The sequence below is a fragment of the Bacillota bacterium genome, from assembly GCA_013314855.1.
GTDB lineage: Bacteria > Bacillota > Clostridia > Acetivibrionales > DUMC01 > Ch48.
This window is the reverse complement of sequence record JABUEW010000025.1, coordinates 14,431-36,520: the sequence shown is the minus strand read 5'-3', so window position 1 is coordinate 36,520 and position 22,090 is coordinate 14,431. Positions and strand designations below refer to the sequence as shown.

Here is a 22,090-nt window from a genome sequence, read left to right as displayed (position 1 = left end):
CTTTTTCCTTTTCTATTTATTGCTAATAATATTTTTAATGCAATCAATTACTTCTTCCATATGCTGGTTAATAAAAAAGTGTCCTCCTTTAAATGAATAACAGTAAAACATGCCGCTTGTTAATTCTCTCCATTTTACTACTTTTGTGAACGGAGTTTTAGTATCCTCCTCCCCATAAAATACTGTAATGTCTGTACTTATTGGTTTTCTGTTTTTGGGATAATTATACTCCTTAAGTAGTTGGAAATCGGATTTTAAAATCGGCATAAAAATATTATACAAATCTTGATCATTCCATACCTCATCTGAAATACCACCCAATTCTGCAGCAATATCTTCGAAATCTTTATTTAAGTCCGTTTGCGGTAGATGTGGGGCGGCATAACCAGATACTATAAGATGTTTGGGTTTTTTTACCTCACTCGTTATCAATCTGTTGCATAGTTCATATGCAATAAGAGCCCCCATACTATGTCCAAATAATACATATTCTGATTCTCCAATAATTCTTAATACTTTATTCAATAAATCTTCTATAGCATCGTCGAAACTATTATAAAAGCCCTCATCACTTCGGATGCCCCTTCCAGCAAGTTCTACAGGGTGCACTGTTATATTATTGTTAAAATATGGCGTCCATTTGTTATAATAGCATGCAGAACTCCCGGCATATGGTATACATAATAGCTTTATTCTCTCATTACTCATTGTCTCATTTATCATCCTTTTCATACAGATTGCAGTTCATATAGTTTTTTATAAACGCAGCTGTTTTTTAGCAAATATTTATGGTCACCCTTATCTATTATTTGACCATCTTTCAGTACCACTATCAAATCAGCGTCCTGAATCGAACTCAGTCTATGTGTAACAATAATAATTGTTTTCTTGCCCTTGATATTCTTAAGCGTTTGTATTATATCCCCTTCATTCTCAACATCAAGCGCAGACGTTGCTTCGTCAAATAATATAATTGGTGCATCTTTAATCAATGCACGTGCTATTATTATTCTTTGCTTTTGCCCGATTGACATTGTTACTCCGTCTTCTCCAACAATTGATTGATAACCATCCTCAAGACTTGTTATAAAGTCATGAATATTTGCCAGTTTCGCAGCATCTATGACTTCTTCCATTATGGCATCCGGTTTACCGTAACTTATATTTTCAAAAACAGTAGCATTAAACAATACGGGTTGCTGTGAAACATATGATATTTTTTCCCGAATTTCAGACAGCTTATATTCACCGAAAGCTTTTTTACACAAAGTTATCTTGCCATCTGGAGGATAAAATCCAAGAAGCAATTTGATGATAGTTGATTTTCCGCTTCCATTCGGTCCCACAATTGCTACCATAATATTTTCTTTAATATTTATAGATATGTTATCTAACGATTTTCTACATCGATCATATGAGAAGCTGACATTTTCAAAAGATATGATATCATCATCTCTGGCTATACTACTTTCTTTCACATCATATCGGGACTTTTCCGGAGAGGTACGCAGTAATTCAAAAACTCTTGCCACACTTGCCAAATTACTTTGCATATTTGCAAAAAAGCTTCCAATCGAAATGAACATGTTCGTTACGCCATCTTGCAAAGTTATAATGCCAACAACGGAACCAATATCTGTTTGACTTTTCATTACCATAACCAATCCAAATATAAGGACACACATTCTAGATATATTGCTGACAATATAGTTTAAATTTTCTTTAATCATTTCTTTCATTATTATCTGCATCGATGTCTTTGTTAACTGTTTATTTACACTATTAAAGCTGTCAATCAGAATATCTTCTTTGCAAAACATTTTCGCAGTGTCTCCGCATGTATATGTAGTAATAAATGATTGTACCAATATTGAATCCTGTTCCTGCTTTAACTTCCCCAGGCTTCTGAACGTTTTTGTAAACGATGAATTGATAATCAAAGATATTATTGAGAAAAACAATGAACATAACGCTAATTTATAATTTATAACTAACATTGATATTAAAGCACCACCACCATAAAAAAGAGATTGCATAATATCACGGAAAGCCCCTCTGAAAATAGGTTCAAAAGAATCAACATTTCCCGTAAGCCTTAAAATAATATCCCCAGAATGATTCTTTTCTAAGTAGGAAACAGGTAATTCTATTGTATGCCTATAGACTTTATTCCTTATTTTAAAAAGGATTTTATTCACTAAACAACCATTATAGCAATTTGCAATCGGTTCTATTAAACACTGAATAACAATTGCTAGAAAAAACAATATGCATGCACTAAAAAATAATGAATAATCATTATATTCTATTGCATTAATAGATCTTTTATATGCAAAAGCAAAAAAGATCTGCATTAGAGGTAGCGCTAATCCTGTTATAACAATTGTACAAAAATATTGGATTTTTTTATTTCCAATTAAATCATATACCTGAAACAATTCTTTAATATAGTCTTTTTTATTCATACACATACCTCTTTGTCTTTTATAAATTCATATAAACATAGATTTTTATAATAATCATTTCTTTCCAACAACTCTGAATGACATCCCTCATCTATTAGGTAGCCATCTTTAAAAACCAGTATTTTATCAGAATTTATAATTGATGACAGCTTGTGAGATATGATTATTACACCTTTATTTTGTGTAAGCCGGCTCAAAGACTCTTTTATAATGCTTTCTGATTGTGCATCCAATGCAGATGTTGGCTCATCCAATAAGATGATAGGAGCGTTTTTCAGAAATGCACGGGCAATAGATATCATTTGTTTTTCTCCGCCCGACAAATTAGCACCGTTTTCGTATAATATAGTATCATATTTATCGGGCAGCTTCATAATAAACTGATGCGCATTTGCAAGTTTTGCCGCCTCTTCAATTTTTTCCTGAGAGATGTTTTTATAGGGGCTTCCTATTGCTATATTTTCACTTACGCTAAGTGGAAATATTGTTATGTCTTGCGATACTAAAGCAATTTTACTTCTAATACTTCTGATTGACAATGTGTTATACGGCTGACCATAAAGCAGTAAACAGCCCGACTGAGGTTCATAATCACCGGTAAGCAGTTTGATGAAAGTGCTTTTTCCGCTCCCGCTTTTCCCCACTATCGCGATCCATTCTCCCTGTCTGAGTCTGAAGTTTATATTGTTCAAGACTGTTTTGTTCTTGTTATAGCCAAATGTTAAATCCCTTGCTTCTAACAGTATCGGACTAATCTCAAATTTATCAACATCATCACCGCCAGTTCTTTCATCAGGCAGCTCTAAAATTGACTCCAACCTTTTAATTGATGTCCCGGCGGACGACATTGTTACAATAATTTGTGGTATTGCTATAATAGGTTTTATGACATAATCCAAAAGCATAACAAATGCCACTAGATTTTCCAGTTTCAAATAACCATTCAGAGCCAGCCATCCGCCAAAACCAATAGAAATAAACTTAGGTAAATGTTGCAGCATTATTGTTATCATTAAAATCGGTGAGAAAATTTTATGTATTTTTATCCAACTGTCAAGAGAGTTTTGATAAAACACTTTGATTTTATTGGACATATAATCTTGCAAATTGTATGATTTAGTTAAGTATATATTTTTGATGGTTTCATTTGCAACTATATTGGATTTTCCGCGGTTTTCACTATCTTGCATAAAATATTTGCCCATTTTCTTTCGAAGTACATTTAATACATACATAGCAACCGGTAAAAAGGCAATACTTACTATTAATAAGAGCCAATTTATAAAAATCATATATATTGCTGCAGCAACTGCCATGATAATTTGAAATATAATATTATATAAACCTCCGGGTACAAAGGCAGCTATAGTATTAATATCATGATTAAATCTTGAGATAATATCACCGGAATGCAGCGCATCTTTGGATGCTCTATCCAATGACAATATCTTTTTATTAAACAAGCTTTTTAAGTTATATGTAACTTTTGTGCTTAATATGCCTCCAATGTATTTTTGCAATGTATTGATCAAGAGGCCTAAAATTAAGACAAAAATAAGAAAAATTACAACCTGAGTAAAAGCGCCCCTTTCACCTATAGCTTTAGAAATTGCAACCTCAGTTAATCTTACTACGATTATGTTGATTGCAGTTGCAGTGAAACCCAAGAGTAAATTGATAAAAAAGATAAACATATAGTCCTTTATTTGTTTTATCGACCATAAAAACGTATGACATAATTTTACATTTTCCTTTTTCTCCACTAGACCATCTCCAATTTTATTCCTATTCCATACCTTCAGAAATAATGAAAAATAGTTTGACGGTAAACTCTGTCAAAAATCAAGTGCCGCCCTGCAAAAAGGCGAAGCACCTTAAGGTAAACCTCTATTCTTTCATTAATAAGGGATTTGTCATTTCCGTATATATCAGCAAGACAAGCCATTACTGTCTCCCTTTTTTTGCTACCGGATATTATCCCAGTTGCGTATTTTTCAATAGCCGCACGCATATATTCCCGTTTTGCCCCATCATCCAGCATTTCCATTTCCAGCGTCTCCAGCATTTCCTTGAGCCTCTTATAAATCAAGGCTTTTTTTGTATCTGGCTCTTCCACTATGCCAATAGGCTTGCCGCCCTCATCAACAACAATGCGCCCCCTAGTAGGGTTCACTTCCTTTGGCTGCGCTGACAACACAAGGTCTGCTCCGGTTTCATGGAATTTCTCCAAAACCCTCCTGATAAAAGCTACATCAGAAATCTTGTCCCCCATTGTAATAATAACCGGACCGCCTATATTAAACTTTTCTACAACACTGTACCCTATTCTTGCAGCGTTCTCCGTTCCCTTTTGCTCCTTCTGGTAGACAAAAGTAGTATCAGGATAACTTCCACCGATACATTCGACAACTATCTTTAATTTCTTGTACAATTCAACAATTGAATATTTCGCAATATTTGATTGAAATTTAGCACTTTCAGCTATATCTCTCTCTTCTTTTGCAGTATCAAGAAAAGCCAGACAAAAGATAATATCACGATTCATCAACATATTTATAAATTCTTCTTTTGAAATTCTATCTGCTTGACTGCCTACTTTTTCAAAAATTGTAAACAAAAGCTACAAATGAAATATCACGATTTTCCCCTTTCAAAAGAATCGCGGTATCCTCAAGAATTGGTTTAAGAAATCCTTTCCATTTAGGACTTCTCATCTTTTCAGAATAAAATACTCTCAAGTTAAATCCATGTAAATCAACAGCATCTTTTAGCTTTTGTTCAGTAAAAGATGTTGTCTTTTTAGGAAGGTTATTATTGTATTCTTCTACTATTTGTTCAATAATTTCTCTATTATTAAGTTCAGGAAATAAGTCAGTATCAATATGGTAAATAGAAACCTGCATTGTATCTTTTTCCTTTGACATTTTTCTCACCTGCCGGAAAAACTCTTATATTTTTGTTTATTCGATATATTATTTGTTTAAGTCACGTTAAAATAGTTTAACTTATCCATAATACCTAAGACTCCATTTACTATTTCATTAGCAGTACGATGCGGTACATTCAAACCATTATGAACTACCTGATTTCTAATATGTATCCATTCATCAAGCTTATATTCCTTTTTTAACCAACCAGGCAATAGTTGCAATTCCATGGCTATAGAAATCAACTTAATTAATGGCATTGGACGGATGGATTCACTTTCGCATGATTCCTTTCTTTGTTCAATCGCTCTTCTTAAGTTGTTCTCGAATAAAGATATGGCGGATATAACCGCAGCATTATACTCTTTCTTTTTTAGTAAACGCCTAGGTGTTACCGGTCACTCTTTTTGGGACTATGACAGGATAAAAATCACTCTATTTGGGATTGTTAAAATGCAGTATATGATCTCTGTAGTGGTTATACCTGTAAGCCTTAACGGACAGACTGACTTTTGCGTTGAAAGTTTTTAGTCCCAGATAAGGTGATTATTCCAGTCCCAAATAAAGAAACTGCTAACACCTAGGCTCCTCACTTAATTTAGAGCGCAAATCACTCGATACATATTTGAACCATTCTTCTATCTGCTGGATAAACTGGCCAGGTTCGTTAAATAAATCTTTTGGTTTTTGAATATTTCTGGTATTCTCTGTATATTTTAAATAAGACTCCCCCTTCATGAACAACAAGCAAATAAACTTGTTTCTTTCTTTTCTCCATCGCAATTTGAAGTGATTCTAACTGTCTTTCATTATCAATATCAATTATTATTAAATCCGCTCTTTCAATTAAAGCTATTTCTCTTGCTAATATGTTATTATCTCCCGCGGAAATTGCTTCATCAAATGATATTGGAGTAATTCCATAGTCTTTTGCAATTGGGTATACATAGCTTTTATAAAACGACTGATATTTTGAAGCAATCATAAAATAACATAAGCGACCAACAGATTCTACCGGTAGAGATAGTTCAGCTAATGTTTGATCTTGAAGAGTTTTGTTAACATCTTGAGATTTAATCCAGTATTCCCTTATTTCTTTAAATAGTTTAACCAAAACTTGCTGGTATCCTTTGCCTGGAATATTAATTACTTTAACATTTCTTCTATCAAATTTTGAAATGGTAGCCCTGTCAGAATTGACTACTAAAGCGTATGCTGGACGACACAGTTTTCCTAGTCTTTCATTAATAATTTGCCAGACTTGTCTAAAGTCAGGATCATCAAGACTATAACCAATAAAAATTGGCGTTCTTGTAATTAATAGGTTTGCCAAGTAGGTCGATATTAAAGGATACTTATCTAAGAATGAATCATAATCCTGTTCAGTAACGACTATTCTCTCGGGGTGATTAAGATCTCCATGAAGTTTTAATAAAGATATTTTTGGTACTTCACTAATCAAATCATATTTTCTATTAGAGATCGGCAATTGTGATTCTTCAATGATTGGGAGACAATACATTCCAGTTTTTTCATAACCTCTTTCCAGAAGAAAGTCAAAATTAGTTGTGCAAACAATATCAAAAGGGATACTGCAAAATGCTGTGTGCACATCGCCAGGTTTTGAATCCATTATATGAATATATTCTGTCAGTTTCTCAATAAGCTTAATTTTAGAATACTCATGGCAATATGCGGATATAGCATCTACCGGATTATTATACGGGTATTCCAGTAATTCACTGGCAAATTTCTTCCCCAAGTCTTCCCAAAGGGGCATCTTCCCTCCTCTTGATACTACAGCATTTAAAGAAAATCCTGCTCCAATGATTGGTATACATTGGTTATTAATTATGTCACCTAAAAGAGGTTTTGGTAAATAATTAATATAGCTCATAAGAATCCCCCATAATCATAATTTTATCTAAAATATAGCAATTGCAACCTTGGCTTTTGTAGTTCCTCGGCCATCAGTATTCGGACGTGGAGCTCCAAAGTAGGCATCATCCATTTCAACAAATCCAGCAAGCTGATATTGAGCATCTCTCTCGCTCATAGCATGACGGATCTTGTGTAACAATCTCCAGGCAGTCCTGTAATTAATGTCAAGCACTTGTGAAATAGATAATGCCGACCTCCCTCTCTTGTCATTTGCAACAAGATAAATGGCTCAAAACCATACTCTTAAATCAAGCTTACTCCTATGCATTACAGTACCAGCGGTCACGGATGCCTGATATGAACATCTTTTGCATTCATAAAGCTTCCGGGTTCCAATAAAATAATACTCATCATGCCCGCATTTTGGACATTTATAGCCTTCAGGCCATCTTCTTTCAAATAAGTATTTTTCACATGCTTCTTCGGTACCGAATTTACGTTGAAATTCCAGTAAATTAAATTCTTCCGCTTTAGCCATAATACAACCTTACGAACAATAGTTCTGTAATTATTATACAGAAATATTGTCGTATGTCAATATTTTTACCAGTTTTCTGACCTAAGTGCATAGGCAAAACATTTGTTCTTTTAAAGGCCTAAAAAATACCCACAGGACTAATTCACACCTGCAGGTATTTATCATTTGTTAACTATATTCTATTCATTTTGAGTTCAATTAATTTAAAACACTTTCAAGCTTCTTGTATTTTTCGACATTTTTCGGGCGGTGCCAGGTACACTAAACCGGACCCTTTTACAGGGGCGCAAACAGTTATTCCAGGGTCGAGGTCCCTTGGGGCATAGTACTCTCTCTCCAGCTTTGCAACTAATGCGTCAACAGCGCCCTCCTCCACCAGTATCATTACGCAGCCGCCGAGGCCAGCCCCGGATATTTGGGCTCCCATAACGCCTTTCACTCTCAAAGCCATGTCCACGATATAGTCAATTTCCGGGATGGAACAAGCATATCCCCCAGGTTGCCTTTCAATTTGCGCCCTAAGTACTCTTTCAGGGTTTTCGCTTCTCAAGTCATTTATAAGCTCTTTCAGTTTTGCATCAGGCAAGCTCCAATCATATTCGTGCATATTGCCTTCTTCATCATAATATACAACCCTATCTCCATTATGGCTTATGTTCATCATTTTCCCGAATTCCTCAATTTTCCCTGCCTCAAGCATTTCCTTGCAAAGCCTCGCCCTGCAGCATTCCGCTATGCCAAACATGGTTACAGCTCTCACATAGTAATAATCGGGCGGATTATGTGATGCCAGTATACGTTTTATTTTTCCATGATTTTCTTCAGATATTAAAGCAAATAACTCTTCCGGTTTTACCCTTTCCGGCAACTCCAAAAGCATTTCATAAATTTTACTTGGCGGAACTCCCAGCTTGTCCGTATTTATATCTCTAAGATGTTCTACAACCCCCTTATATTGCGGAAACTTATCCTTAAATATCATTACCCCAAACTCATAAGCAGCAACTCTGCTATTAAAAGCGTCTTTGGAGTTTGTTGTTTTATTTGCTTTGACATGCGAATTTGCAATTATTAGCTTATAACCCTCAGGGAAACTATATATATCTTCAAAGCTGAACGGCAAAAATCCCAATTTCACGATATAGCCTCTCTCCGTAAATTTCATGGCAGCGTGGTCGGCAGCTCCTCCCCTCGAACCTACGTACCACTCGCCCTCTCCGCACAGCTCAACGAATCTCTGCGGCGTCAAATCAAGCCCGTTCAACACATGAAACGCCTCTGCCGTTGATACGACAATAGCTGATAAACTTGACAGGCCTGCTGCTATTGGTATATTGCCCGTAAACGCCATATCCATGCCTTTCAGCTTCCTATCCCTGAACTGATACTGCAACCTCAATATTGGTGCTTTCACATAGTTGACCCAGTCACCCTTTGCATTTATAACCATCTTCTCAATCTCACCTGATTCAAGATAGCTTAACCAGCTGTCCCAATCAAGCTCTATCAGATGTTCGGATATACTAAATTCCCGTTCCTTAAATTCATCGCTTGTGTTTACTATAGTAACCCTGTCATCATCCCTCCCGGCGGCAACAACAATTACTTCCTTGTTTATTGACATAACATTTACATTGCCGCCCCGGTGGTCTATGTGCCTTCCCATTATATTTATACGCCCTGGTGCTCTGGAAATTACAACCTTTCTATTCCTCCCGTATCTCTCTGCAAAAAGGCGCAATACCTTAAGATAAATCTCTCTTCTTTCGTTAATAAGAGATTCATCGTTGCCATATATATCAGTAAGACAAGCCATTAAGTCCTTGTCCTTATTTTCGAACAACCATATCCACTCATTAACTGCCTTATAGCAACTGTCATCACTCAAAACACCATTTTCATACTGTGCTCCACTTATTCTAAGTTTTCTATAATAATCCTCTATTTTTAGCAGTTCTTCCACGTTGTTGAAGCTCATTATTTCATATTTATCCCTGGTAGCTTCCAATTCCAGCTTAAACTTCCCACTTGATGCAAGGATCTCCACTATGTCTGTCAGGTATTCTTCCTCCTGTGCATTATCATCGCTCAACAACGGGAAAGCATACCTGGCGGCCTCCTGGCTAAGCATGTAAAAGCTTGCATTAGTAAATGGAGAATTATCTATGTATTCAGGATCAAACACTTTATTTCCAATTTTAATACCTGCTTTTTCTGATACAACTCTATAGAGCAAATTCAGCTTGGCATTATTAATTTCATTGTTATTGTCATTATCCAATAAACTCTTTATTTCATTTAAAACCTTTTCTCTTTTCTTACTGCCGGATATTATTCCTGTTGCGTATTCTTCAATAGTTGAATATATGTATTCCGGTTCTGCCCCCGCTTCCAACATTTCCTTGAACTTCTTATAAACTAAGGCTTTTTTAGCATCCAGTTCTTCTACTATACCAATAGGCTTACCGCCTTCATCAAAAACAACACGTCCTCCTGTAGGGTTCACCTCTTTAGGTTGTACTGATAATATAAGGTCAGCTTTGGTGTCATAGAACTTATTTACCACTCTTCGAATAAATCCGTCATCAGTAATCTTATCCCCCATTGTAATAATAACCGGTCCGCTTATATTAAACTTTTCTACAACACTGTAGCCTATTCCGGCAGCATTTCCCGTTCCCTTCTGCTCCTTCTGATAAACAAATGTAGTTTTAGGATAGCTTCCTCCAATACATTCAACAACCTGCCCTGAAAGGGCCCCAACCACCACAATAAACCGGCTTAATCCGGCCTTGTCAAAATTATTCAAAGAACGCAGTATTGCAGGTACTCCATCAATTTCAAAACATACCTTGTGCTTTGTCTCAGACTGCATGCGAGTGCCTTTTCCACCACAAAGAAATATACAGTTAATATTATTTTCATTTAACATTGCACTCACTCCCAAAAACCGAATAAATCAAGTTTATATGATATGCTCTTCGACATTGTTCGACAAAATTCGGGCGGTGCCAGGCACCCTCAAAGGCGCCAATACAAAAAACCGTGTCGTTGGGCATCTTCACGCTCAAATATGCCTTTTACGTCAACCAATACGTAACTTCCGTTCCTGTATTTACCTTTTAGTTTCTCCAAATCAAGGCTCTTGTAAGCGTTATGGCATACTGCAAGGATAATAGCATCAAAGTCACTTACATCATCGAATTCTTCAATTTTAATTCCGTATTCCTTTTCTGTACTCTCTTTGTCTGCAATAGGATCCGTAATATGAACTTCAACCCCGTATTCCTTAAGCTCTCTCACAATGTCAATAACCTTACTATTCCTCGTATCAGGTACATTTTCCTTAAATGTAAAACCCATGATCAATACCCTGGAACCTTTAACCTGCCTGTCAGCCTTGACAAGCATCTTAATCGTATTCTCAGCAACATACTTACCCATGCTGTCATTAATCCGTCTTCCGGCTAGAATTACTTCAGGGTGGTAGCCCAGTTCTTCTGCCTTATATGTCAGATAATAGGGATCTACTCCTATACAATGTCCTCCAACCAAACCTGGAGTAAAGTTTAAAAAGTTCCATTTAGTGCCTGCTGCCTTAAGTACCGCCTTAGTATCTATACCCATCTTGTTAAAAATAATTGAAAGTTCATTCACAAAGGCAATATTAATATCCCTCTGGGTATTCTCTATAACCTTTGCAGCTTCTGCAACCTTTATACTCTCAGCTTTATATATACCTGCCTCTACTATCAGGCTGTAAACCTCTGCAATCTCCTCAAGGCATTCTTCATCCATCCCAGCCACAACTTTAATTATTTTTGTAACGGTATGTACTTTATCCCCTGGATTTATCCTTTCCGGAGAATATCCCACTTTAAAGTCTATGCCGCACTTCAATCCTGAAGACTTTTCTAAAAGAGGTATACACACTTCCTCCGTTAATCCCGGATATACAGTAGACTCATAAACAACAATTGAACCCGGTACAAGGTTTCGCCCTACCACCTCACTGGCGCTAATTATAGGTCTTAGATTAGGTGTTCTGTCTTTGTTAATTGGAGTAGGTACAGCAACGATATGGAACTTTGCTTTCTTTAAATCACCTTCATTGCTGGTAAAATAAATACCGGTTTTTTTTATCTCATCTCCGACTTCTCCCGTATGGTCAATCCCTTTTTTATAAGTTTCAATTTTCTCTTTATTTATATCAAAGCCAATAACATTAACCTTCTTCGCAAATTCAACCGCCAACGGAAGCCCTACATATCCCAGCCCGATTACTGAAATATTCTCTTTCCTGTTCTTTATCTCTTCAAATAAAGCCATTATATCACCTTCCTATACTCTATAATACTCTCTGTACCATTTAACAAACCTATCTATTCCGTCCTCAATAGATGTAGCAGGCTTAAATCCTACATCCCTCATCAAATCATCCACATCGGCATAAGTTGCCGGCACATCCCCCGGCTGCATAGGCAAGTATTCCTTTATAGCCTTCCTGCCAAGCTTTTCTTCAAGTACCTCAATAAACCTTGACAGCTCTACAGGGCTGTTGTTGCCTATGTTATATACCTTATATGGTGCGGAGCTTGTTCCTGGGTCAGGGTTGCTTGAATCCCAGCCCGGATTAGCTTTAGGTGGCCTGGGTATCAGTCTTACTACTCCTTCTATAATGTCATCAATATATGTAAAATCCCGCTTCATATTACCATAGTTAAATACCTTAATAGGCTTTCCCTCAAGAATAGATTTTGTAAACAAAAATAAAGCCATATCCGGCCTTCCCCACGGACCATATACGGTAAAGAACCTCAATCCAGTAGTAGGAATACCAAACAAATGGCTGTATACATGGGCCATAAGTTCATTGGACTTCTTTGTTGCTGCATAAAGGCTTATTGGGTGGTCTATGTTGTCATGCACGGAAAACGGCACTTTTGTATTCGAGCCGTATACAGAGCTTGACGATGCAAATATCAAGTGGGAAACCTTATTGTGCCTGCACGCCTCCAGTATATTAAGAAAGCCCACAATATTTGAATCTATATAAACTCTTGGATTTTCAAGGCTGTAACGTACACCCGCCTGGGCAGCAAGGTTTATTACCACACTTATTTCATGGGATGAGAATACCTTCTTAATTGTATCAGCATCTTCCAGAGATGCTTTATAAAAGGTAAAGTTGATGTATTGTTTCAATATGCCAAGCCTGGCTTCCTTAAGGGAAACATCATAGTAATTGTTCATGTTATCCAGGCCGATAATGCTGTGGTTTTCATCAAGCAGCCTTTTACAGAGGTGAAAACCAATAAAACCGGCAGCGCCGGTAATTAGGTAGTTTGACATGGGATACCTCCTGTATTATTTAAGTATTATTTTTTTCTCCAAACCATTCTGTTTACTATTCCCGGATACTTAAAACCAATCCTTAAACTATCTTATTTATTTCTCTTTTTAGTTTACTCACGATTCTCCTAAATAAGCTTACTTTTGTATATTTCAATAATAACTTATCAATTTCGGTATTTTTTCCCTTATATTCCTCAAAAAATGCATCTCTTTTATTATTAATAGGACTCGATCTTACTATAGTTGGGTTTCCAATTATAGCATGTTCTATATCTGTTTCTATATATTCAAATTTGTTAATTAACGTGTTAAATAATTTTTGACCTGTTGGTGTCTTAATTATTACTAAAGAGACTCCGTTTTCCTTGTCTTGATACTCGGGAAACCGATTTGATGCGCCCCAATAATCGCCCAACGTAATATCGCTCCCACTCCTAAAATTATTATGTCTGCAATCATAGCATGAAGGTCTAAGGATTAGATTAGTTAAAAAAGCTTTATAGTATATATCTTTAAAAGGTTCATTTAAATATTTATACCCACTATTAAATTCTATACTAATAGCCTGTACAGATAATTCTTTCGCGCGGAAATTAATAGTTCTAATGTTAGAATTATTCTTGTTTTTTAAATATTCTAAATATTCTCTAAAAATACCTGGTGACGGTACTCCATGACATACAACATCAACCAGTAATAATTTTTCATAATCACTATTCAAAAAATTCTTTAACCCCGCTATTTGGCAAGGAGTACCTGAAAATAACACGTCTCTTCCTTCTTCTAAATGCTTCTTGGCTAATTTATAGCAATCATTTATATTACTTTGAACGTACTTTGATCTTCTTATTTTATCCAATTCTTCCCTGTCTTCAACTATAATATGTTCTACTTTGAAATCCGTATTAAATGCTGCTCCAAAGACAACTCCACCCTTATCTAGTGTGTAATTCGCTAGTATAGAAAACATCCCACCAGAAGAACTTTTGAATTTTTCTTCAATGTTTTTACTTTTACACCCATAAACAAACAATATATTTTTGGGTTCTTTTAAATTTATCATTGGACAAACTTTTATGCATAGTCCGCATTTTATGCAATTTTTATAATTTACAGTTGGATATAAAAATCCTTCAAAATCTTCTTTCATCTCAATACAACTTTTAGGACATATATTATAACATGCATTGCATCCACAACAGTCTTTCTTATTTGTGATATTAATCATTCTCCTCACCTACAATTTTCGTTGATCTGTTCCGATTCTTTCAATCGGCAAAACTAAAAATCTCTTATAAATTATTTAATCTTTTAATTTAAGATATTTCTTCACTTTGATTTTTATCAAATAATTAGACCGGGTAAATACTTATACAGCTTAGTATACATGTGTTTTGTTCTTTCAAATATAATATCAATGTATTATTATTCCGCTTATTCTTTTATATATATTTATCATTTCATTTCGCTCAAATATAAAATTGATTACAAATACTACTATAATCGCATATATACCTACAATAGCAGCATTCGCAACCCATGATATATAATCAGTAGGATTAATTTCAATAAACAAGAATGGTATCCATATAACAATAACTGACATTAACATTCTAACAATTCTATATGCTGTTTTTCTAACTGGTAGTTCTGTAACATTTCTTGGAATATAAAATAGTAAGTCAATATCTCTATAAAGATTCGACAAAATTGATCCTATTAATACTCCTATAATCCCTAAAAATGGTGTTAATATAATTCCTACAATAACAGCAATTACACCTTGTATCGTTGTCTGGATCTTGGTTTCTTTGAAAAGACCAGCAGAAATGACAAGCATCCCCTGGGGCGTTTTTATATTATATAAAAGGCCATTTAATACAAACAAAAACCCTATTAATGGAATATCATAACTAATATCAGTGACTCCCTTAGTATAGATCCGAATAAAAGGCATTATAGTTATAAATGCTATAGAATAAATAATTGTTATAGCAATGTAATAAAAAAATTCAAATTCACTATAAGCCTTCTGTAAAATGCTTTTTTGGTCTCTTGCTATAACATCACCAAATGATGCAGATAATCCGCTTGTAAAAATGCTTAATATTCTATTTAACCCATCTATAATCATATTGAAAATTACATATACACTTATTAATTTCAGATTATTTGTTATAATTGTTAGAACTACAATAGGAGCCCCAGTATGTATTACTCCTAAAATTTGTAGATATAAAACATCCCATCTCTTATCTAGAGCATCATAATTTGGTTTTTCATCGTAACTTAAAAATTTATACTTAGTTTTTGCATAACTCATCAAAAAGAATGATCGTAAAAATATTGAGAGTAAAGCCACTAAACGCAAAACAACAATATTTACTTTTCGAATAGCTAAAACAACAACAATCAATGTATCAAATATTCTGTAAACTATTGAAGATAAAGAAATAACATATGTTCTTTGGTCTGCTGATAATAATACCCTATATTTTGCAAGTGTGAAAAACTCTAAAGCTCCATTAACACCAATTATTAAAACCAATAATCCGATATTAATCGGTGATAAAATATTTGATGTAACAAACATTGGATATATTATAGCTAAACCAATTGTTAACAACACAAATATATATCCTGATTTGATATAAAATCTCTTTGCGGCTGCCACTATTCCGTTTATAGCTCTATAATCATTATCAGCAAGTGGCTTATATAATGCATATATTGCTGCTCCTGATAATCCTACTTCTACCAAATTAAAGTAAACAATAAACTGATTGATGGATGACACTAATCCATTAATCTCTGAACCGTAATATTTAAGCATCACTTTAGGAGTAATAAAACCAGCAAACATAAGTATTATTTGATAAGCAACAGTTGTGATTGAATTATAAACAAATTTTTTAGTTCTCATCTTTCACCATTAATTAATATCTAAAGCATTTTTTAAATAATTTATTGATTGTTCTCTTAAATCTGACAACTTTTTATTTACATTGGAAAAATTCATAGATTTGATAATCATATGTATATCTTCGTTATTTCTTATAATACGGTTCTGAAGATCTAGAACAACCAACAAGTCAATCATTCTACTTCCTCTTGTTGGATGAGGAACTGTGAAAAACGGTTTGTTATAAATAACAGAAAATGCAGTACCGTGAAAAGAATTTGTAACAATAAATTCTGCATTATCATAAAGTCCAAGAAAATCCGTTGGATTCTTCGAATAAAAAGAACTATCCCAATTAACATATTTCTTATAATATTTCGTATTCCTTGAATAACTTATTATTTTATAACCAGTTTCTTTAGCAACTTTATTTGCAATTTCTACCATTAAAGGATCATAACGTAAATCATATACTAATATATATTTCCCTTTTATATTATTAAAATTAAAAGTAGAAATTTGACTCCAATTTTCTTTATTTAATAAAAGAGTAGGGTCTAATGTCACAAATATTTCTTTATTTGTGAATTTACACAAAAAGTCTTTAGCTGATTTTTCTCTTACAGAAATAAAGTCGAATCTTTGTAAATGTTTTTGAAAATCATTATAATATTTTTCATCAACCTTTTCGGCTATACTAACAGCATAAGATATTTTTTTCGAGTTTTCATCCACAAAATCAAGGAAATATGTTTCTCCAACTTTTGAAAAAAAGTTTGGATTCCATACTTGATCACTGCCAGTAATATAATAATCATATTTAGGTTTCCACTCAATAAGTTCTATTGGTTCTTTATACCTTCTATTTGAAAATTTTAAATGTTTGTTTCTAAAGTCATTAAAATTCATTATCCGTAAATAATTTGCCTTTAAGTTATATATTCTACCTAATAAGCTTCGAATGGTCAAAATAAAACCTTTTTCAGGTATTGTACTTCTGAGGTTAAAAAATAAATTATATCCTTCTCTTAGTTTCTGAGGTATAAAATCAATAATTTCAACATCAATACCTAAATCTTCTATTATCTTTGACAAGGCATAAACTTGTAGTACTGCTCCGAAGTTGTCTGCAAAATGAAATGTAATAATTCCTGCTTTTTTCATGGATATATCCTCCAAATTAGTTTCATTCTCAAACTTCGTAATTAAATAATGACTTCTATACTTTCGAAAATCAATAGTTTAGCCGAATTATAACTGTTAAGATGCTTTTTTATGCTTCATTTTTGTCTTATAATGCTCAAAGAAGTTACGCAATGAAAGTATCAACTCATTAATCTATTCTCCTGAGAGGAACAGATTTTCTTCCAAAACATCTGTGCTGAAAAATGTTGATTTCCCAAGGTTCAGAGCATATTTTTAATATACGAAGTTTGAGTTTTCATTATTTATTTGACATTACTTTAACAGTTTACAATATACAATCAATTTAACTTAATGTGGATGCAAAGCAGAAATTATTATCAGCATCCAACATTTAAAGTATAAAATTTGGTAAACCGTGCCAATAGGCACATTAAAACTGGACCTTAATATGAAACATAGTGTAATCCGCGTACAAAGTGTGTAAGGCGCAAAAAACCAATACCTATAAGAGCTGCTATAAAACAGCTTTTAAATAATACTTAATATACTATTTGTTCCTTGACAGTTAAATAACGTTTTTTTCAATGACTTCGTAACCAAGGGATTTAAAGCGCTTAATCATGCTATTTGCAACATTTTTGGGTCTTAGCTTTAGTAGGTAGTCTCCACCAAGTTCCTTGTAAGGCTCTTTCTTTTTAATGATATGGAAGACTCCAATCATTATATGTCTTGAAGTGGCTATTGCCGCTTTCTGTGGTCCTCGTCGGGCCTTTATACTATGGAACTTGAAAGCAAGATATGTATCTTTGGTGTGGGAAACTGCATGGGCACACTGGCAAGCGATGGTCTTTATATACTTGTTGCCTGGGCTGGTTCTAGTACTTTTTTTTTTACCGGCACTTTCATTATTGCCTGGACTTAATCCCGCCCAGGAACATATATGTTCGGAAGTTTTGAATTTACTCATATCTGTGCCAACTTCCGCAAGTATTGTAGAAGCAGCAGTTTTATCGATGCCTGGTATACCATCTATTAACTCTATCTGATGGTCATATTTCTGAATAGATGAATCGATTTGGCTTTCTACCTCGGAAAGATGTGCCTTAAGACTCTCAAGATGCTCAAACATCATTTTAAGAAACCACCTTTGATGTTTATCCAATTTACCATTTATAGCTTGCATTATTTCATTTATCTTATTACGAGTTTGGGTTTTAAGATAAGCATCAAGGTCCTTGATAGTAATACTGCCATGGGTGTAGAGATGTTTTATAATTGCACTGCCGGAAGCGCCAAATATATCCGATATGAAAGATGAAAGCCTAAAACCGCAGCTTTGCAGAAACTTCTCAATGCGATTCTTCTGTGAAGTTATATCAGATATAACACTTTTGCGGTATCTCGTAAGGTTTCTTAATTCCCGGATATCTTTTTCGGGAATAAAACTTCCGTTTAAAAGACCAGCCCTTAAGAGAGTGGCAATCCATTCAGCATCTTTCATATCAGTCTTCTTGCCAGGTACATTCTTCATGTGTCTTGCATTGGCAACAATCAGGGACATATGGCCATCAAAAGCCGTTTCAAGGGTTTCATATACAGGTATCCAGTATATGCCTGTACTTTCCATAGCAACATGCATGCAGTTTTCTTTAACAAGTCATGCCTTTAGAGAATCAAGGTCTAAAAGCAGTGTTAAAAACACCCTGATTTCAGAGGTGGGTTGTCTATTAAGAGGTCCTTTGAGAAGTCATGCAACTATGGATTCCTTATGGATGTCAAGGCCATACAGCACTCAAGTATGTCTTGCATATAGATCAACTCCTTAATAATTATTTTGACAGGAGTGATTGCCCGAGATTATATGAACTTTACTACTCGTGCTACCTAAAGGTGCACATTTGGTTGTGCTCGAAGGCAATCAGTTTACGTTGACAATCGGGGTACTATTCCTCCAATGTGCGTTCAAACTCTGTTCCTGTCTTACTTTTAATTTAGCACATAGTTGAAATTATGCAAGCAGTTTAACCCATTTTCATCCCTGGTTGTGAGCGAAAGATCATGATTCGTTGAGAACTTAATACAGTAGCAAACAACGGTGGGTTATGTAAATTATGCCAGTATCATGAGAAAAAGGGAAAGTAGCATCAAACCCTATTTTACAGTTTTTTATTTTAAGCAGCAACCATCTGAACTGTTCTTTGCCTTCTCTGTTTAAAGTAACCCCTCGATTCCGAGATGATCTGCCTCATTGAAGTAAAGTGCCGGTTTCGGATTCGGTCATTTTTGAAATCCTCCCACACCGGTTCAATGGGATTTAGCCATGGCGACTGCTTTGGCAGGAACAAAAATTCTATCTTGCCTTCCTGCTTTGCAAGCTAAGCCTGGATCTCTCGGCTCGTATGATATCTGGCATTATCAAGAATAAGATATATCTTCCTGCCTTTGAAGCGGAACAAGAGCCTTGTAAGGAACCTTTTAAACTCATAGCTGTTCTTCTTTTTAGTAAACTTGTAGAACACTTCACCTGTCCTGTAGTCATAAGCACCAAATAGGTTAATACTCCCGACATTTGGGGCATTGCCCTCAACTTTCTGGGGCTTACCTACAGGTAACCAGCTCTTCGTAAGCAGTGTCTTTGAGTTTAAAGGGCCGCATTCATCCTCGTAGAGGATAACCGAGTTTGCCGGATAGCTTGCTTTGAGGTCCTCGATTCGTTTTTTTTAACCTCATATTGGTCATCCGGTGAGGTAATGTGAAGCTTGGCTCTCTTGAAACTGACATGCTTTTTATGCAATATCTGCCTTACCTTTTCTCCGGATATGTGCTTCACTTTTCCGGTATCGACAAGGTATTGAGCCATTCTTTCACATGTCCATCTGCCAAATGGCAGACTCAATTGTTTTGGAGGAGTGAAAGCAAGGTCAGCAAGCTCATTCTCCAACTCTTCACTGTACAGTGGCTGAGGTACTGGTTTTTCCGCATCATACAGACCGCCTATACCTTTTTCGTTATACTGTTTGACCCAATGACGGACGGTATGAGGGTGAATGTCAAGGATACGGCCTATCTCCGGTACAGTGTAACCATCCCAGGAGAGCATGATCATCCGAGTCCTCAAGTACATTTTGGTTTCCTTGGCTTCAAAGTGCATATTATATAACTTATTCATTTCATCGAATGTCTCATATTTCTTAGCAAATAACATTTTGAAAACCCCCTTCCTTAACGTAACACTATATCATTACATAGATTTCGGGAGGTTTTCAATGGTTTGTTTTTCCACCACGCTTTCACTTAAAAGTTATAGCTACTGTATTGGTTCCACATTAATCTTATTATGTAAATCCTAGTTATGTTTTTAATGTCTTTTTCAAGATATCTAAGAGCTTCTCTAGATGACTTTTTATAATTCCCTATAATGTTAAGATAATTTTTTAGTTTCTCTAAGTACAGCATTATTTTAAATTACTTTTGCAAATATTTTTTAGGAATAGACTGATTCTCCTTGGTTCTTATCAATTCTATTTTTTATCGTGCTATAAGCATAGACCTTAGAGTATTATTGTACTTACCTTTTCACCCATCAGTTTACTGCCTTTAAGTTATTGAACAATGTCGACTTTCTCGACGGTGAAAGGTTAAAGATTTAATATCTTCTCTTTCGCTACGTCCTGATAGTTTTAATCTGCTAGTTTATACAATTTTATACAATCCGTCTACTATCTCACATGTAATACAGGTGTTAGTTTGGTGACTAGTCTTTGCTCAAAAGTTTAAAGATTTAAAACTTATACCAAGCACTTATTAACAAATATGCGGTAGGAGTTAATGTTAGGAAAACTTACAAAGCTTGTTTTTGTAATACAATTTTATTATTAAGCGATATATTTTCTTATTAAATCTAAAAAGTCTATATGCTAAATATTTTTGTTTAGATGGATGATTAGAAAATTTAATTTTCCCCCCAAGATTCAACAATTTTTCAATAATCATACTATACTGAAATTCATACTGAAAATCAGCATCGTAATATAACATTAGATTTAAAATAGCTAAATATTTATTGAAAACCATAATTTCTGCTTTTTTTGCATGATTTGGAAAGTTTATTGTTATATCATTGTATATCTTATCAACTGAGTTTATCGTATCAAATCGCTTCGCATTGAAATGTACATTTGTTGCAGAATCAAATCTGATGAAATAATGATATTTTGGGTCACGTTTGTACACAATTCTTTTTGCATTCTTTATGGCATTATAAAGAAAATAAGCATCTTCACCTATTGATATCTTAGTATCGAACTCATGATTAATAATAGATCTTACAAAAAGCTTATTCCAAACACTTCCTTCATAACTTCCCTCAATAAAATTATCCAAATTTTCATCCAACGATTCTATAATCATATCCTCAGATTTTGAGATTATTTCTGTTATTCCTTTATGTTCTTTATAATAACCACAACAAGCTATATCACAATTATTAGATTCAATACTCTGAACAAGATATTCATACATATCAATATCTATCCAATCATCCGCATCTACAAAACCAATATATTTCCCGTTTGCTATACTTAGGCCAGCATTTCTTGCAGATGATACACCCCCATTTTCCTTGTGGATAACCTTTATTCGATCATCAAGCTGGGCATATTCGTCGCATATTTTTGAACTTTTATCATTTGAACCATCATCAACTAAAATTATTTCAATATTTGTATATGTTTGTTTTAGAATGCTATTCACACATTTTCTAATATGATCCTCCACATTATAAATAGGCACAATTATACTTACTAACTTCTGTTGAGTAGACATGCGGCAGCCTCTTCCTTCCGTTAATAAATTAATAATATATCACTAACGAATT

At 34.5% G+C, this 22,090-nt stretch carries 20 protein-coding genes and 1 pseudogene; 1 reads left to right on the top strand and 20 read right to left on the bottom strand.

Going from position 1 to position 22,090, the window contains the following annotated elements; all coding sequences use genetic code 11:
• Positions 1 to 12 precede the first annotated feature (12 nt).
• The 6 genes from HPY74_06330 to HPY74_06305 are packed head-to-tail and all read right to left on the bottom strand — an operon-like array spanning position 13 to position 5,607.
• Positions 13 to 708, bottom strand: coding sequence for a thioesterase (locus tag HPY74_06330; GenBank protein ID NSW90283.1), 696 nt, complete (start codon positions 706 to 708; stop codon positions 13 to 15).
• Between the two features lie 20 nt (positions 709 to 728).
• Entirely contained in the window at positions 729 to 2,465 is a 1,737-nt protein-coding gene (locus HPY74_06325) for an ABC transporter ATP-binding protein (protein NSW90282.1), read from the bottom strand.
• Positions 2,462 to 4,228: an ABC transporter ATP-binding protein gene (locus HPY74_06320; protein NSW90281.1), complete on the bottom strand. Its 1,767-nt coding sequence runs from the start codon at positions 4,226 to 4,228 to the stop codon at positions 2,462 to 2,464. Before HPY74_06320 ends, HPY74_06325 begins: the two co-directional genes overlap by 4 nt.
• Before the next feature lie 35 nt (positions 4,229 to 4,263).
• Positions 4,264 to 5,016, bottom strand: coding sequence for a hypothetical protein (locus HPY74_06315; GenBank protein NSW90280.1), 753 nt, complete (start codon positions 5,014 to 5,016; stop codon positions 4,264 to 4,266).
• 49 nt (positions 5,017 to 5,065) lie between these two features.
• Complete coding sequence (locus HPY74_06310) at positions 5,066 to 5,389, bottom strand: hypothetical protein (GenBank protein ID NSW90279.1); 324 nt, start codon at positions 5,387 to 5,389, stop codon at positions 5,066 to 5,068.
• A gap of 56 nt (positions 5,390 to 5,445) precedes the next feature.
• Complete coding sequence (locus HPY74_06305; protein NSW90278.1) at positions 5,446 to 5,607, bottom strand: hypothetical protein; 162 nt, start codon at positions 5,605 to 5,607, stop codon at positions 5,446 to 5,448.
• Positions 5,608 to 5,620: 13 nt separating this feature from the next.
• On the opposite strand from HPY74_06305, the gene HPY74_06300 reads away from it, so the two are divergent.
• Positions 5,621 to 5,923, top strand: a complete 303-nt coding sequence (locus HPY74_06300; protein NSW90277.1) for a hypothetical protein — start codon at positions 5,621 to 5,623, stop codon at positions 5,921 to 5,923.
• Positions 5,924 to 6,059: 136 nt separating this feature from the next.
• Here HPY74_06300 and HPY74_06295 read toward each other — a convergent pair whose 3' ends face one another.
• The 14 genes and pseudogenes from HPY74_06295 to HPY74_06230 all read right to left on the bottom strand — a co-directional run bounded on the left by HPY74_06295 (position 6,060) and on the right by HPY74_06230 (position 22,038).
• Entirely contained in the window at positions 6,060 to 7,289 is a 1,230-nt protein-coding gene (locus HPY74_06295; protein NSW90276.1) for an SIR2 family protein, read from the bottom strand.
• 27 nt (positions 7,290 to 7,316) lie between these two features.
• Entirely contained in the window at positions 7,317 to 7,559 is a 243-nt protein-coding gene (locus HPY74_06290) for an IS1595 family transposase (GenBank protein NSW90275.1), read from the bottom strand.
• A 3-nt stretch (positions 7,560 to 7,562) separates the two neighbouring features.
• Positions 7,563 to 7,811 carry a transposase gene (locus tag HPY74_06285; GenBank protein ID NSW90274.1) on the bottom strand — a complete coding sequence of 83 codons (249 nt, stop codon included), beginning with the start codon at positions 7,809 to 7,811 and terminating at the stop codon, positions 7,563 to 7,565.
• Between the two features lie 214 nt (positions 7,812 to 8,025).
• A complete protein-coding gene (locus tag HPY74_06280) occupies positions 8,026 to 10,743 on the bottom strand; it encodes an NTP transferase domain-containing protein (protein NSW90273.1) in 2,718 nt (905 codons plus the stop codon).
• An 89-nt stretch (positions 10,744 to 10,832) separates the two neighbouring features.
• The gene (locus HPY74_06275; GenBank protein NSW90272.1) at positions 10,833 to 12,140 is read right to left on the bottom strand and encodes a nucleotide sugar dehydrogenase; all 1,308 of its coding nucleotides are present in this window, start codon (positions 12,138 to 12,140) and stop codon (positions 10,833 to 10,835) included.
• A gap of 12 nt (positions 12,141 to 12,152) precedes the next feature.
• Entirely contained in the window at positions 12,153 to 13,163 is a 1,011-nt protein-coding gene (locus HPY74_06270; GenBank protein NSW90271.1) for an NAD-dependent epimerase, read from the bottom strand.
• A gap of 82 nt (positions 13,164 to 13,245) precedes the next feature.
• On the bottom strand, positions 13,246 to 14,394 hold the full coding sequence (locus HPY74_06265; GenBank protein ID NSW90270.1) for a Coenzyme F420 hydrogenase/dehydrogenase, beta subunit C-terminal domain: 1,149 nt from the start codon (positions 14,392 to 14,394) through the stop codon (positions 13,246 to 13,248).
• A 186-nt stretch (positions 14,395 to 14,580) separates the two neighbouring features.
• Entirely contained in the window at positions 14,581 to 16,089 is a 1,509-nt protein-coding gene (locus HPY74_06260) for a hypothetical protein (GenBank protein NSW90269.1), read from the bottom strand.
• Between the two features lie 9 nt (positions 16,090 to 16,098).
• Positions 16,099 to 17,232: a polysaccharide pyruvyl transferase family protein gene (locus tag HPY74_06255; protein ID NSW90268.1), complete on the bottom strand. Its 1,134-nt coding sequence runs from the start codon at positions 17,230 to 17,232 to the stop codon at positions 16,099 to 16,101.
• A gap of 676 nt (positions 17,233 to 17,908) precedes the next feature.
• Positions 17,909 to 19,023 (bottom strand): annotated as a pseudogene (locus HPY74_06250) (IS110 family transposase).
• Positions 19,024 to 19,385: 362 nt separating this feature from the next.
• Positions 19,386 to 19,559, bottom strand: coding sequence for a transposase (locus tag HPY74_06245; protein ID NSW90267.1), 174 nt, complete (start codon positions 19,557 to 19,559; stop codon positions 19,386 to 19,388).
• A gap of 30 nt (positions 19,560 to 19,589) precedes the next feature.
• The gene (locus HPY74_06240; GenBank protein ID NSW90266.1) at positions 19,590 to 19,925 is read right to left on the bottom strand and encodes a transposase; all 336 of its coding nucleotides are present in this window, start codon (positions 19,923 to 19,925) and stop codon (positions 19,590 to 19,592) included.
• Positions 19,856 to 20,419: a helix-turn-helix domain-containing protein gene (locus tag HPY74_06235; protein ID NSW90265.1), complete on the bottom strand. Its 564-nt coding sequence runs from the start codon at positions 20,417 to 20,419 to the stop codon at positions 19,856 to 19,858. Before HPY74_06235 ends, HPY74_06240 begins: the two co-directional genes overlap by 70 nt.
• 626 nt (positions 20,420 to 21,045) lie before the next feature.
• Positions 21,046 to 22,038 (bottom strand): glycosyltransferase, encoded by a 993-nt coding sequence (locus HPY74_06230; GenBank protein NSW90264.1) that lies wholly within the window; start codon positions 22,036 to 22,038, stop codon positions 21,046 to 21,048.
• Between the last annotated feature and the right edge of the window lie 52 nt (positions 22,039 to 22,090).

What these genes read in the sequence shown, in the direction of transcription:
- HPY74_06300 (NSW90277.1), top strand. Translation starts at nt 5,621, where the DNA reads ATGGCTATAGAAATCAACTTAATTAATGGCATTGGACGGATGGATTCA.
- HPY74_06230 (NSW90264.1), bottom strand. Translation starts at nt 22,038, where the DNA reads ATGTCTACTCAACAGAAGTTAGTAAGTATAATTGTGCCTATTTATAAT.
- HPY74_06275 (NSW90272.1), bottom strand. Translation starts at nt 12,140, where the DNA reads ATGGCTTTATTTGAAGAGATAAAGAACAGGAAAGAGAATATTTCAGTA.
- HPY74_06265 (NSW90270.1), bottom strand. Translation starts at nt 14,394, where the DNA reads ATGATTAATATCACAAATAAGAAAGACTGTTGTGGATGCAATGCATGT.
- HPY74_06235 (NSW90265.1), bottom strand. Translation starts at nt 20,419, where the DNA reads ATGTTATTTGCTAAGAAATATGAGACATTCGATGAAATGAATAAGTTA.
- HPY74_06330 (NSW90283.1), bottom strand. Translation starts at nt 708, where the DNA reads ATGAGTAATGAGAGAATAAAGCTATTATGTATACCATATGCCGGGAGT.
- HPY74_06325 (NSW90282.1), bottom strand. Translation starts at nt 2,465, where the DNA reads ATGAATAAAAAAGACTATATTAAAGAATTGTTTCAGGTATATGATTTA.
- HPY74_06285 (NSW90274.1), bottom strand. Translation starts at nt 7,811, where the DNA reads ATGGCTAAAGCGGAAGAATTTAATTTACTGGAATTTCAACGTAAATTC.
- HPY74_06270 (NSW90271.1), bottom strand. Translation starts at nt 13,163, where the DNA reads ATGTCAAACTACCTAATTACCGGCGCTGCCGGTTTTATTGGTTTTCAC.
- HPY74_06280 (NSW90273.1), bottom strand. Translation starts at nt 10,743, where the DNA reads ATGTTAAATGAAAATAATATTAACTGTATATTTCTTTGTGGTGGAAAA.
- HPY74_06315 (NSW90280.1), bottom strand. Translation starts at nt 5,016, where the DNA reads ATGTTGATGAATCGTGATATTATCTTTTGTCTGGCTTTTCTTGATACT.
- HPY74_06310 (NSW90279.1), bottom strand. Translation starts at nt 5,389, where the DNA reads ATGTCAAAGGAAAAAGATACAATGCAGGTTTCTATTTACCATATTGAT.
- HPY74_06295 (NSW90276.1), bottom strand. Translation starts at nt 7,289, where the DNA reads ATGAGCTATATTAATTATTTACCAAAACCTCTTTTAGGTGACATAATT.
- HPY74_06255 (NSW90268.1), bottom strand. Translation starts at nt 17,232, where the DNA reads ATGAAAAAAGCAGGAATTATTACATTTCATTTTGCAGACAACTTCGGA.
- HPY74_06260 (NSW90269.1), bottom strand. Translation starts at nt 16,089, where the DNA reads ATGAGAACTAAAAAATTTGTTTATAATTCAATCACAACTGTTGCTTAT.